Origin of the sequence: Morganella psychrotolerans (genome assembly GCF_001676155.1) — a bacterium.
Lineage (GTDB): Bacteria > Pseudomonadota > Gammaproteobacteria > Enterobacterales > Enterobacteriaceae > Morganella > Morganella psychrotolerans.
Genome location: NZ_LZEW01000032.1, coordinates 130080 through 143276, shown reverse-complemented (window position 1 = coordinate 143276; position 13197 = coordinate 130080). Strand labels below are relative to the sequence as shown.

Genomic DNA, 13197 nt, shown 5'->3' with positions numbered 1-13197 from the left:
TGGAGCCTGCATTCTGACGTGATCTGTCACAGGAGAAAATTATGAAACGTACGTTTATTATGGTACTGGATTCATTCGGTATCGGCGCGGCACATGATGCTGCTGATTTTGGTGATACCGGTGCTGACACGTTAGGTCATATCGCACAGGTTTGCGCCCGTGGTGATGCTGATAAAGGGCGTAAAGGTCCGTTGCATCTGCCGAACCTGTCCCGTCTGGGATTGGGTAAAGCGGCGGAGGAATCCACCGGTACGTTCCCGGAAGGTCTGGATAAAAATGCAGACATTATCGGCGCTTACGCGTATGCGGGTGAACTCTCTTCCGGCAAAGATACGCCGTCAGGTCACTGGGAAATTGCCGGTGTGCCGGTTCTGTTTGACTGGGGCTATTTTAAAGATGAAGAAAACAGCTTCCCGCCGGAATTACTGGATAAACTGGTTAAGCGTGCCAATTTACCGGGCTGGCTCGGAAACTGCCATTCATCCGGCACCGTGATCCTCGATAAACTCGGTGAAGAGCATATGAAAACCGGTAAGCCGATTTTCTATACCTCCGCAGACTCCGTATTCCAGATTGCCTGTCATGAAGACACCTATGGTCTGGAAAAACTGTATGAACTGTGTGAAATTGCCCGTGAAGAGCTGACGGCGGGTGATTATAATATTGGTCGTGTTATTGCCCGTCCGTTTACGGGTGAAAAAGCCGGTTCATTTGAACGTACCGGTAACCGCCATGATTATGCGGTAGAGCCACCGGCTGCGACCATGCTGCAAAAGCTGGTGGAAGAAAAGCAGGGTGAAGTTGTTTCTATCGGGAAAATTGCGGATATCTACGCCCATGTCGGTATCACGAAGAAAATCAAAGCGACCGGTATTGATGCATTATTCGATGCATCCCTGGAAGAAATGAAGCTGGCGGGTGACAACACGATTGTGTTCACCAACTTTGTGGATTTTGACTCTTCTTATGGTCATCGCCGTGATGTTGCGGGTTATGCAGCGGCACTGGAACTGTTCGACCGCCGCCTGCCGGAAATGCTGAAGCTGGTTAAAGAAGACGATATTCTGATCTTCACCGCTGACCACGGCTGTGATCCGACCTGGCCGGGAACGGATCATACGCGTGAGCATATCCCTGTTCTGATTTACGGACCAAAAGTAAAACCGGGTTCTCTGGGATATCGCGAAACCTTTGCTGATATCGGGCAGACTGTCGCGTCTTATTTTAATTTATCCCCGATGGATTATGGTAAAAACATGCTGTAATGTGTCACCTCTTTCGGGCAGGCAGCGGTTGCCTGCCCTTTCCCTTTGCGATTTACTGAAAGGAATTTCTTATGGCTACCCCTCACATTAATGCTGAATTGGGTGATTTTGCAGATGTTGTTCTGATGCCGGGCGATCCGCTGCGGGCGAAATATATCGCAGAAAACTTTTTAGACGACATTAAACAAGTTAATGATGTGCGTGGCATGCTGGGTTTCACCGGAACGTATAAAGGCCGCCGTATTTCAGTAATGGGTCACGGAATGGGGATCCCATCCTGCTCTATTTATGCAAAAGAGCTCATTACTGAATTTGGCGTAAAAACCATTATCCGTGTTGGTTCATGCGGGGCAATCAGCCCTGATGTTAAACTGCGCGATGTGGTTATTGCCATGGGCGCAAGTACGGATTCCAAGGTAAATCGCCTGCGTTTTAAAGATAATGACTTTGCCGCAATCGCCGATTTTGGTCTGGTGCGCAATGCGGTTGATGCAGCAGAAAAGGCGGGTATTCCTGCGCGTGTGGGGAATATTTTCTCTGCTGATTTATTCTATACGCCGGATCCGCAGATGTTTGATGTAATGGAAAAATACGGTATTTTAGGCGTGGAAATGGAAGCTGCCGGTATTTACGGTGTTGCCGCTGAGTTTGGTGCGAAAGCACTGACTATCTGCACTGTTTCTGACCATATCCGTACCGGTGATAATCTGCCTTCAGATGAGCGTCAGACTTCATTTAATGAAATGATTACGATTGCACTGGAATCAGTATTACTGGGCGATAAACAGTAATTTATTTTCGTCATCATAATAAAAACCTCTGCCGGTATTATTCCCCCGCAGAGGTTTTTTTTATTAATTGTCTGCGCAGAGATAGAGTATCTTTATCTCAGAGCTTCCGTCACTCAGTAATAAAGAACGTATTTCATTACTTTTTAGCTTTGACGCTAACAGAATAGTAAAACAGATCATAATAGTTACTGTGATTACCGTTGTATCTGTTTTAGTCAGTTTTATATTTTTAACGAAAGAACGTAATAATGAAGGTTTCATAATAATAGGGCCATAAGTTAATTGTTTTATTTACAGAGTCAGATAATAAAAATAAGGTGCCTAATTTACTGCTACCTGTAACAGAGAGAAACGGGGGGATTTCTCCCCCCTCAGCATTAATTACCTTTATGAGGTGATTGTGTCTGAACCAGGATATTACCGTCACTCACTGACAACGAAAAATAGCCGGTGTTATTGAGTGAAAATGTAATACAAAGAATTAAAGTCATTGTAATTACAGTTGAATCTTTAACGGGTAGTCTGGTCATTTCTCTTGACTCCTAAAAGTGAAGGAGGCAAAATCCCTATTGTTCAGGTAGGGATCCAGCCTCGGTTTATGTTGAAAAACGTAACCGGGGCTTTCTTCTGACCGGAACAGGGAGTATATAACCTGATCCGGACAGAATCAGGCACCCGCGAAGAGAATAGCAGAGAGATTTGATGAGGGTGAACGTTAATTTAGGTCATAATGTAGATATATATCACATAACAAATCACTGTCATATGTAAATACAACCATTGTTACTTTTATATTTTAGATTAAATAATAAAAAAGCCTCTGTTAAGAGGCTCTGTATATTATGGCGGTGTCAGCATAAATACTTTTTCATTCTCTCCGCTGTAGCGGGATAATGCCTGATTAAGGTCGTCTGTCGTTATATTTTTAATTAACGCTTCTTCCTGAATTATTCGGATGAAATTATTATCATCACCGGCAATTTGTGCCAGAGATTCAGTCCAGAATGCGGCACTCTGATAAACCTGCTGTTTTTCCAGTAACCAGTTTGCTCTGGCCTCTTTCAGCGCGTCTTCCGGAACGCCCTGTGATTTAAGGGTGTTAAGGACGTGACGGCTCAGTGTGGTCATTTCAGATGCGCGCTGAGGGTCGGTTGTGAAGTTCAGCCTGGCGCTGTAATACGGTGCCGGGAGTTTTGCCAGCATGGATGAAAAACTCAGGGCATAAATTCCGCCTGCCTGTTCACGTAATGCGCCGCGTAATTGACGGCTGATAACACTGTCGAGCAGTTGCAGCACCAGCGTTTCTTTCTGTGACCATTGTGCCGGTGCGGCATACTGAATGCTGACCATGGTTTTATCTGAACTGGCAATCGGGTAAGTGCGGCTGAGTGGTTCCATCTTTGGTGCGATTTTCGGATCACGCCATTGCAGGCGCTGCGTGGACGCGGGAAGGGCAGCTATCCATTTTTCGACAGACTGTTTAATCTGCTTTTTATCAGCAGCGCCACTGATAACCAGTGTCATATCCTGTACCGGGCTGAGCAGAAGATGGTTATTATTCTGCAATTGCGCAGCAGTGAAGTGACGCCATCCGCCATTTTCATTGATAACCAGACGCCCGCCGTTGGTATGACTTTCCTGATTGATAGCATCAAGGAACCGGTGTTCAACCGGCGTATTGTTCAGGCTTTCCAGCGTCGCCTGCTGATTGCGCAGCAGTTTTTCACCGCTGAACTGTGGCCGGGTTATTTTCAGGTGCAGCAGTTTCAGCAGTGTGTCCAGCTCTTCCGGCGGGGCTTCGCCACGGAAACCGTGGTTCAGTAATTCACTGTACGGACGCAGTGTCAGGCTGTGTTGTTTGCTGAACAGCGCCAGCTCCCGCGCACTTAAATCCCCATAACCGCTGCTTTCCGGCAGTTTCAGCGCCCATTCGGTTAACCCCTCCTGACCTGTCGGTTCGAGTGAGCGACCACCCGGAATACGCAGGTTTATCTGAATATTATCTTTCAGGGTTTTATCCTGATGCACAATAATGCGCATCCCGTTAGATAACTGCCAGGATTCGGTTGCCGGCAGCGGCAGTGATTGTTCTTGTACGATAGTGCCGGGCGCTGTCGGCGTAACATTCAGCGCCACCTGACGTACTGTCAGTGTGAAAGGACCGGGCGCGGATTTACGGATTTGCTGCCAGCGCTCTGTGAATGCTTTTTCGTTAAACTGAGATTTCTCACTATCCGGACCGATGACTGCCAGGCGGGGTGAGGATGCCTGCAGGAACCCTGCGACATGGTTTTTCAGTGTGTCCGGTGTGACCGGTTTAATCAGTTCCCATGTAGTGGTGAGTTGCTGGCGCTTGTCCTGCACCGGCATCCGGTACTCCAGAGCGGTCGTGATATTATCAGCAAGATAATCATTACCGTAGCGGGACTCCCCGGCGGCCTGCTGACTGAGTTTTGCCAGCAGATTCTGTCTTGCATCATCCAGCTCTGCCTGTGTAACCGGCTGAGTTGCCAGGCGCTGAATTTCAGTCCACAGCAGAGAGATACCGGTGAGGTAATCTTTGTTCTGCGGATGAATAATCATCAGTTGCTGGAGGCGTTTTTTATCCAGCATGGCGCCCTGCGGGTTAATACTGGCTGAAGGTAATTGCCCGTTATCCACCAGTGCAGTCAGACGCTGATTGAGGATAGCGACCCAGAGGTTATCCAGTAAATCATCATATTGTCCCCGGCGGGTATCAAGCGGTGCGCGGATATCCCGTTGCAGCGCAAACTGCATAATTCGCTGACCCTGCTCTTTATCAAAGACCGGTTTTACCAGCAGATCCGGTTGCGGGGCAAAGTGCTGCCACGCGGAGTCGTCCTGTGCGGCATTGGTTTGCGCGGGCTGATTAAAATAGGTTTTTGTCAGTTCACTGACATCGTGATGGTTAAATTGCCCGATAACCACCAGGCTCATACGCTGCGGCTGATACCAGGTCTGATAATAGTCCTTTGCGGTACTGACCGGGGCATTACGGATAATATCCAACAATCCGATAGGGTCACGCTGTGCATAGCGGCTGCCTGCGTAGCGAAGTTGCTCCAGCGCATTGTTAATACGAAAGCCTATCCCCTGACGCAGACGCCACTCTTCAATAATAACCGGGCGCTCTTTATCAAAGGCAACCGGGTCGAATGTCATGCCCTGCGCCCAGTCGGCAAGCACCTGTAAGCCGGTTTCAACCTGTGCCGGTGTTGCCTGTGGTAATGACAATTTATAGACAGTGGAATTAAGGCTGGTGGCGGCGTTCACATGGCTGCCAAGATTAAGCCCCTGTTTTTCAAGCTGTTTAAAACTCTGTGTGTCAGGAAAGTGGGTGGTGCCTTTGAACGCCATGTGCTCGGTAAAATGCGCCAGACCGCGCTGTTCTTCTGTTTCCTGCAATGATCCGCTTTCTACCAGCAGGCGCAGTTCAACACCGGGCTGCGCCCTTGAAAGCAGATACACATTCATGCCGTTCGCCAGGCGGATATGCTGTAAATCGCTGCGTTGTGCAAGCGGGCGGTTATCCGCTCCGCTATTATTAACCACAGCACAGCCGGTAAGGGTCAGTGCCACACCTGCCATAATAAATTTATAACGCATAACTGACTCCTGATGTGCGGGTTGCGGCAGGGGCGCTGAGTATGATCACCTGATCGGCCTCCTGCTGAAGAAAACGCTGGTGGCTGACCAGTAAAATAGTGCTGTCAGGCAGGCGCTGTCTGAGCAGACGGATCATGCGGATGGCATAGTCATCATCTAAAGCGGAAGTCACTTCATCGAGCAGCATCAGCCGGGGTTTATTCAGTAACAGGCGGGCAAACAGCAGGCGCTGTTGTTCTCCGCCGGACAGACGCTGACGCCAGTCCGTATCAACATCGAGCTGTGGCTGTAGTTTTTCCAGCCCGACGGCAGCCAGCACATCATGGTAAGACGCTGTTGTGAATTGTGCCGCCGGCAGCGGATAGGCAAGCAGAGATTGCAGAGTGCCTGATGGCAGATAAACCGATTGCGGAACCCACAGCACATCCTGCTCACGGCGGATTGAACCCCGGTAATATGGCCAGTGCCCGCTCAGGGTGCGCAAAAGGGTGGATTTCCCCAGACCGGAGCGTCCGCTGATAATGGCAAATTCACCTGCGCGCAGTGACAGAGAGATATCCTGCAACAGCAGGGTATTGTCCTGAAGCAGAATATCAGTGGTAGCTTCCAGCCGTACAGAGGCGTGATTTGTCTGCGTGATATCAGATGTTGTGTCATTGTCCAGCAGACGGACAAAATGATACAAACGGGTCACGGTTGCCTGCCAGGCGGCAATCTCTTTATAGGAAAAAATAAACCAGCCGAGCGATGTGGCAACACTGCTGAATGCCTGGCGCAGCTGCATCAGCCCGCCCAGCATCAGTTCACCGGCAAGAAATTTCGGCAGTGCAAACAGGATCGGCGCAAGTGCGGTAACCTGCTGATAACCCACCGTATAGAATGACAGATTCCGCTCACAGCGGATCAGTTGATTCCAGTTTGCCGCGATGCGGGCAAAGCGTGACAGCAATTGTTGTTTATCCTGGTTTTCGCCCCGCTGACCTGCGATGGCATCACCATGCTGTTTACGGGTGATCAGCGCCGCACGGTAATCCGCTTCGCGCTGCTGTTTTTCCATATTCAGTTTGCGCAGCGGACCGCCGATAAGCTGTGTCAGCGCGATCCCCACCAGGGTATAAGCGATACAGGCCCAGAACATATAACCGTCTATCCGCCAGTCATGACCGGCAACAGACAGCAAAATGCTGCCGGAAAGCTGCCAGAGAATAGCGGCAAAAGAGACCAGGGTCAGCAGCGAGTGCAGAAAGGTAATCAGCAGGCTGAGTGTGGACTCCACCAGCAACCGCACATCTTCAGCGATACGCTGATCCGGGTTATCCGGCTCCTGTGCGGTAAGACGCAGCAGATAGTGACGGCTCTGTGGCGACAACCAGCGGCTGAGGATCTGCTCTGTCATGCCTTCCCGCCAGCGGATAGCCAGTTTTTGCCGGAAATAAGTGCCGAGCACCACCACGAGTATCAGCCCGCTGACCAGGATCACAAAGAATTTGATTAGCTGATACAGCGCTGCGCCGTCCAGCTTTTGCAGTGCATTATAGAAATCCCCGTTCCACTGGTTCATGCGGATATTGAACCAGACGGAAGAGAGCGTCAGCCCGAGGGAGAGTAACAGTAAGAACCAGCAAAACAGGGCAGCGCGCTGCCCCCAGAACGGTTTTACCAACCAGAAAAAATGTTTTATTGTTTTCATTTATTATTCATAAAGTTAAGAGACATTGCTCACATGCTCAGATTAAAAATCGTAATTCATCTGTAACCAGAACTGACGGCCCGGATCGTAGGCAATCACTCTGTTTCCGCCGTAGATAAAGGTATCGGCGACATTTTTATTATTCAGTACGTTGTTGATTTCAACAGATACCGATGCGCCATAAGCAAACTCAGGTTTCCAGTTCACGCGGGTATCCCAGGTGAATTTAGAGGCAAAGTTTTCTTTCTGATACACACGTAATTCGCCGTATTCCGGATCACGGATAACTTCGTTTTCATGACGGACTGCCTGGCTGCGTGCGCCCCACCATTGCAGGCGGTTATATAAAGAAACGCCGTAGTTATCCCAGTCGCTGGTCAGCTCAACATTAAGTTTCAGCGGTGAATTGAAGTTACTTGCCGGCAGGTCGCTGACATCAATGACCTTGCCGCCGTACATAACTTTGTCGGAGTTAATCGCCGAGCCCGGTTCAAAGAACGCGTAACCCTGGTCAGACGGGAAGTTGCTTTTGGTCTGCTGCCAGACAACGGAAGAAGAGAAAACATGAGATGCCTGCGCCCATTCCCACGGCTGACTGTTGCTGACGGCAAGTGTGACTGAGTCGTGCTTGCTGCGTCCGGCGTTATCAAAGGTGCGGATCTTTCCTTTGTCGCTGTATTTGTCCGGACCGGTTAAGTCAGTGTATTTTGTCCGGCTGCGCACTTCGTCATAGCCTTCGCGGTGAACATAGGTCAGACGCCAGGTGGTGCTGAGAATTTCCTGCTGAAGACCGAGTGAAATCTCGTCGTTATACGGGGTTTTCAGTGAATCCAGACCTTCGTAATCATTTGTGGTTTCCCATGACGGCGGCATGTCCATAAAGCCGCACATATAGCATTTTTCCAGCCCGGCATTCTGTGCGCCGTAAAGTGCATACGTCAGCATAGAGCGACCGTAATAGCGGTTGGCACCGGCAATCAGCAGCGTATTTTTATTACCGAAAAGGTCATAGGTTGCGGCTAAACGCGGGGCAATATTGGTGCTTTGCACAAAATCATCACGATCAACACGAACACCCGGACGCAGTGTCAGGCGGCCGATCTCAATATTGTCATCGGCAAACAGGGAATAGTTGTTATAACTGACAGATGCGGTGCCCGGCAGGAAACGGTGAATATTCATCACCGGATCATCAATTCCCATCTCCGCGTAACTGACTCTGTCTTCACTGGTGTGATAATGCGCTTTATCACGGATGTAGCGGCCTTTGGTATAGGTGGTTTCCATTCCCACTGTCGGGCGGTGTGTCATTCCCCAACCTTCTGATTGCAGGAAACGGGCAACAGCTTTGGTGGTGATATTGTCCTGCTCTGTCCGCAGGTCGCCCAGTCCGCCTATTTTCGTGTTGTAAATCGTATCCTTATCTTTAATTTTGTCTTTTAACTCATAAAAATTATCTTCATCATTTATCCGGTCATCTTTCAGTTTTTGATAGCCTAAGGTGAATTCCAGATCCGCCAGGCTGGTCTGGTGTTTCAGGACGCTGGTGAATCCTAACCCTTTGTGGTTATTGTCATAACCGGAGTTGGCGATGTTTGAGGCAAACAGACGGGATTTATAATCGGAATAATTCATGGAGATATCCGCGGTTGTCACCGGGGAAATGTCCATCGCATATTTTACAAACAGGTTATCGGATGTGCGCTTCTGGTTGCGTTTGCGTTTATCGAATTCATAACCAATGGTTTCTTCGCCTTCCATTACCGCCATCAGCACTGAGGTATTGGCCGGAATGTCGGAAGTACGGCGGGACGCTGAAACGGTCAGACCGCTGTTTTCAGTTACACCCACTTCAAACCAGCCACCGAAATCCTGCTTGTTATATTCATTCTGGAAACGTGCCGGGTTACTGATGTCATTCTTGGATGAATCAATCGGCTGCGAGGAGTCTTCAAACAGGGTGTTCCAGGAGGAGCGGGTGGTGCGGTAATACACATGTCCGCTGTTTTCCCCGTTCCAGCGGCGGCTGGTTACATCCACGCTGCCGCCGGTAAATCCGCCGAATTCCACCGGGATATTGTTGTCATAAACCGTCACGCTGTCGATCAGGCGGCTGTCGATATACAGTCCCTGGTCACCGGTATCCACGCGGGTGGAGGTTTCACCGAGGGTATTTTTTGCCGGGTCAAAATCGTTGTTAAAACTGATGCCGTCGAGCTTATAGGCATTCTGGAAACTGGATGCGCCATGAATAGAAATACGCGCCGGTTTGATCTCACCCTGGTTCAGTGAGGAGCTGTCGTTTCCGGCAAACTGTACCGCAGGGTTTGTGCGCAGCAGTTCCGTCACGTTGCCGTCGCCGGTGCTGCGCTGGCGGATTTCTTCTGATGTAATATATTGCGGAGCCGACATCACATCGGTTGCCGGATGATACGCAATTTCACCCTGTACGCGGGTTTCCGGAATAAGAATGGTATCCCCGCCGGTGGTCAGCGGGCGGATAACAAAACTGTTTCCGGTTTGCACCATGGTCAGACCGGAGCCTGCGAGCAGAGTCTGGATTGCCGTTTGTGGTGAATAGCTGCCGTGCAGTGCCGGTGCGCGCAAGGCGTTTAACTGACCGGCATCATAGAGTAATTGGATCTGCCCCTGTTTTGCGATGCTGTTCAGTGAGCTGGTGAGCGGCTGCTCCGGCAGATCCAGCGTGATATCGGCCACTGCCAATGGTGTCACCGCCAGCCCGAGTGCCAGCACAATGGCTGAGCGCAGCGCTTTTGCGGTGTATGGTGAAGATTTTATTGTCATTGTTATTATTTCCGAATATGCCATAGGTATCCCCTATGACAGAAGACGCGGAAATGATAACTATCCTCACCTGCGAATCGTTCTTTTTTTCATTTATTTTTATTTTTCTTAATAATCAACAGGGTGCCATTTGGCTGTTCTGCCACACTAACAGGCAGAACCTGCGGCAGGGCAGTAAAAAAGGATTCGGCATCGTCAATATTGACCCGCCCGGAGACGCGCAGGTCTGCGGCATTCGCAGCAAGTGAAATGGTGCGGTTGTGATAAGGCGCGAGGCGGGAAACCACGTCGCGAAGAGGGGTGTCTGTCAGGCTGATTTGCCCGTTACGCCATTCTCCGGACTGCTCCGGCGGAATATGGCTAATGACCGGTTTACGCCCGGCAGCCGCACTGACCGCTTCATCACCGGCTTTCAGATAAACCGGGGTGTCTTCTGCGGCATCGCGCAGAGCAACAATGCCGCGGGCAACGGATACGGTGATTTCAGTGCCCTGTTTGCGGACATCAAATTCGGTGCCGACAACGGTTATCTCCCGCCCGTCCGCCTGAATAATGAATGGCCGCCACGGATTGGGTTTTACCTGAAAAAAAGCATTGCCACGGACAAGTGTGATGCGCCGGTGTGTCTGCTCATAAGCAATATCGGCCTCACTGTCACGGTTGAGAAAGATCCGGCTGCCATCCGGTAATATCATGGATTTACTGTCTGATGTGGTGGCGAGTGTCAGGTTATCCATCAGCAGCGCAGGTAACTGGCTGTAAGGCAGAAACAGCATGATCAGGATAAAAAAACCGGCAAGGGTGTGACGCAGCGGGCGCAAAACGGAAAAGGTGCGGGCAGGCTTTGGTGCGGGAACGGACGGGCGCGGCAGAGAGGACATATCACTCCACATCTGCGCCATTTCATCAAACGCCTGCTGATTTTCCGGGGATGCCGCCAGCCATGAGCGCAGCTCATTTTGCTGATGCGCGTTCATGCTCTGACTGTGCCAGCGCGTGAACCACAGCGCGGCGGCATCATCCCGTTCGTCCTGCTCCTGCGCGGTATCTGCCATTATCCGTCCTTCTGTTCTCCGGCGTTCATGGCACGCTTGCATTGCAGCAGGGCGCGGGCGATATGTTTTTCCACCATACTGACTGAGATATCCATTTGTTCCGCAATATCACTTTGTGAAAGTCCGTCAAAGCGGTAAAGCACAAACGCTTCACGCTGGCGGGGCGGTAATTCGTTTAACACCTGATATAGCCGCGTCAGGCGCTGCTGATGTTCGAGCTGTACCTGCGGATCTGCATTATCCTGTGCAATATCAACCGTATGTGAATCATCCCATTCACTGACCTGATCGCGGCCTTTGCGCTGGCTGTGACGCCAGTGATCGACCAGTACATTGTTGGCGATTTTAAACAAGAATGCCCGGGTTTCCTGCACAGAGGTGTTTCCGCCGCCTTTAAGCCAGCGGGCGAATACATCCTGCGACAGATCCCGTGCATCCTGACTATTGCCCAGCCGCTTGTGGAAGAAGCGGACAAGCTGATGGTAGGTTGAGTGATAGGCGCCGGCGATCAGCCTGCTTACCGATTTTTCAGTTGTCATTTCTCTGGTGTATATCAACGTCATTGTAAATGAAGGGATCATTACGCACGGCTTGGAAAAATCCAAAAATCTTATTGTTGTTATTAGAATTATTATTAATAATAAAAAGGAATATCATTTGCATTATCATTATGCCTGTAATTTTATAAATTGAAATACGTAAATAACGATTAAAAAAAGTGAGCTGAGTGATGTTGAATGTGGCTGCATCCTGTTATCAAAACAGGCGATATCCGATAGGTGGTATGGTTGCGAGTCTGGGGGTTCATGCGCTTTTGCCGGTGCTGTTTCTGGGCTGGCTGACATTCTCTTCTGATGAGCAGAAAGGAATGCTGCCCCCGGCGTTTGAACTGACGGCGGGGATATATCAGCTGGAAAGCGCACCGCCGGAAAAAGTGGAAGGTATAAAACAGGTAATGTCACAACCGGCACCACAGCCGGTTACTGAGCCGGAGCGCGAGGCGCTGACAGATAAACTGGTGCAGTCTGACCGGGGAACCTGGACACGAAAAGCAGAAAAACCTAAGAAAAAAGCAGAGAAAAAGCCGCTTACTGTCGTGAAAACACCGGAAACACAAAGTCCTTCACCTGTGATGGCGGAGAGCACATCAGCACCGCGTCAGGGAGACAGTTCCGCCAGCCGTGCTGATTTTACCAGCTATGCACCACAAGCCGTCAGCGGAAGCGCCGGTTGGGAAAGTGCGGTTCATACACATCTGGCGAAATACAAACGCTACCCGCGGGCACTGTTGCGCTATAAATCCACCGGGGTTTCTCATGTGAAAGTTACCCTGAATATGCAGGGCAATGTTCTCTCGGCTGAGCTGGTTAATTCTTCCGGTACAACACTGCTGGACAAAGAAGCCCTTGCCACTGTTCAGCGGGCAGCACCGTTCCCGTTACCGCCACACGAACGCATCCGCGACGGACATATTGAGATCGTTACCCCGATTGGTTTTTACCTGTAACCAGCAGACAATTCCCGAAATAGCGTAATTATAATTAGGAATTGTCTGTATTTTTCATTTTTCCCCTGTTTTTTCTCTTCTTACATCGTCTTTTCTTCATCAATCTTTCGGTTTTTCTATGGGTTTTCTTAATTAATCTAAATGAGTTTTAGTTACTCATATCGTAACTGTACCGGTAAAGCCTGTATGCATCTGAATAAAGTGCAATGGCGGCAGAACTAACCGGAGCTAAATACCCTTTAATAATTAAATTAATTTATATATAAGGTGGTAAATAATCCAAAGGTGAATATAAAAAAGAGTGTGTTACACTGCGGGAAAGCGTCAGTTTATGTTCATGGGATATCTGCGCCAACCGGTCATTATGTTGATTTAACTCAGTGGGAAATCAGCGATTTTTAGTCTGTATTTGTGTAAGGTGTTACCCGTTGTTTCAGGGCGAAACTATCCGGAAAAT

At 49.6% G+C, this 13197-nt stretch carries 8 protein-coding genes; 3 read left to right on the top strand and 5 right to left on the bottom strand.

The window, feature by feature from the left end; all coding sequences use genetic code 11:
• Positions 1-41: 41 nt before the first annotated feature.
• Together deoB and deoD are read left to right on the top strand one after the other, a co-directional pair.
• Positions 42-1265: a phosphopentomutase gene (deoB, locus tag AYY16_RS17505; protein WP_067369582.1), complete on the top strand. Its 1224-nt coding sequence runs from the start codon at positions 42-44 to the stop codon at positions 1263-1265.
• A 71-nt stretch (positions 1266-1336) separates the two neighbouring features.
• Positions 1337-2056: a purine-nucleoside phosphorylase gene (gene deoD / locus AYY16_RS17500; protein ID WP_067369579.1), complete on the top strand. Its 720-nt coding sequence runs from the start codon at positions 1337-1339 to the stop codon at positions 2054-2056.
• Positions 2057-2896: 840 nt separating this feature from the next.
• On the opposite strand, the gene AYY16_RS17495 is transcribed toward deoD, so the two are convergent.
• From AYY16_RS17495 to AYY16_RS17475, 5 genes are all read right to left on the bottom strand, one after another.
• On the bottom strand, positions 2897-5683 hold the full coding sequence (locus AYY16_RS17495; RefSeq protein WP_067369576.1) for a M16 family metallopeptidase: 2787 nt from the start codon (positions 5681-5683) through the stop codon (positions 2897-2899).
• Positions 5673-7373 carry an ABC transporter ATP-binding protein/permease gene (locus tag AYY16_RS17490; protein WP_067369574.1) on the bottom strand — a complete coding sequence of 567 codons (1701 nt, stop codon included), beginning with the start codon at positions 7371-7373 and terminating at the stop codon, positions 5673-5675. Before AYY16_RS17490 ends, AYY16_RS17495 begins: the two co-directional genes overlap by 11 nt.
• Before the next feature lie 42 nt (positions 7374-7415).
• A complete protein-coding gene (locus AYY16_RS17485; protein ID WP_067369571.1) occupies positions 7416-10178 on the bottom strand; it encodes a secretin and TonB N-terminal domain-containing protein in 2763 nt (920 codons plus the stop codon).
• An 89-nt stretch (positions 10179-10267) separates the two neighbouring features.
• Positions 10268-11233 carry a FecR family protein gene (locus tag AYY16_RS17480; RefSeq protein WP_067369568.1) on the bottom strand — a complete coding sequence of 322 codons (966 nt, stop codon included), beginning with the start codon at positions 11231-11233 and terminating at the stop codon, positions 10268-10270.
• Positions 11233-11772, bottom strand: coding sequence for an RNA polymerase sigma factor (locus AYY16_RS17475; RefSeq protein WP_067369565.1), 540 nt, complete (start codon positions 11770-11772; stop codon positions 11233-11235). The genes AYY16_RS17480 and AYY16_RS17475 overlap by 1 nt, the downstream gene beginning before the upstream one ends.
• 245 nt (positions 11773-12017) lie before the next feature.
• Between AYY16_RS17475 and AYY16_RS17470 the strand changes: the two genes are divergently transcribed.
• Positions 12018-12740: an energy transducer TonB family protein gene (locus AYY16_RS17470; protein WP_223861242.1), complete on the top strand. Its 723-nt coding sequence runs from the start codon at positions 12018-12020 to the stop codon at positions 12738-12740.
• The last annotated feature ends 457 nt before the right edge of the window (positions 12741-13197 follow it).

What these genes read in the sequence shown, in the direction of transcription:
- deoB (WP_067369582.1), top strand. Translation starts at nt 42, where the DNA reads ATGAAACGTACGTTTATTATGGTACTGGATTCATTCGGTATCGGCGCG.
- deoD (WP_067369579.1), top strand. Translation starts at nt 1,337, where the DNA reads ATGGCTACCCCTCACATTAATGCTGAATTGGGTGATTTTGCAGATGTT.
- AYY16_RS17495 (WP_067369576.1), bottom strand. Translation starts at nt 5,683, where the DNA reads ATGCGTTATAAATTTATTATGGCAGGTGTGGCACTGACCCTTACCGGC.
- AYY16_RS17490 (WP_067369574.1), bottom strand. Translation starts at nt 7,373, where the DNA reads ATGAAAACAATAAAACATTTTTTCTGGTTGGTAAAACCGTTCTGGGGG.
- AYY16_RS17485 (WP_067369571.1), bottom strand. Translation starts at nt 10,178, where the DNA reads ATGACAATAAAATCTTCACCATACACCGCAAAAGCGCTGCGCTCAGCC.
- AYY16_RS17480 (WP_067369568.1), bottom strand. Translation starts at nt 11,233, where the DNA reads ATGGCAGATACCGCGCAGGAGCAGGACGAACGGGATGATGCCGCCGCG.
- AYY16_RS17475 (WP_067369565.1), bottom strand. Translation starts at nt 11,772, where the DNA reads ATGACAACTGAAAAATCGGTAAGCAGGCTGATCGCCGGCGCCTATCAC.
- AYY16_RS17470 (WP_223861242.1), top strand. Translation starts at nt 12,018, where the DNA reads ATGGTTGCGAGTCTGGGGGTTCATGCGCTTTTGCCGGTGCTGTTTCTG.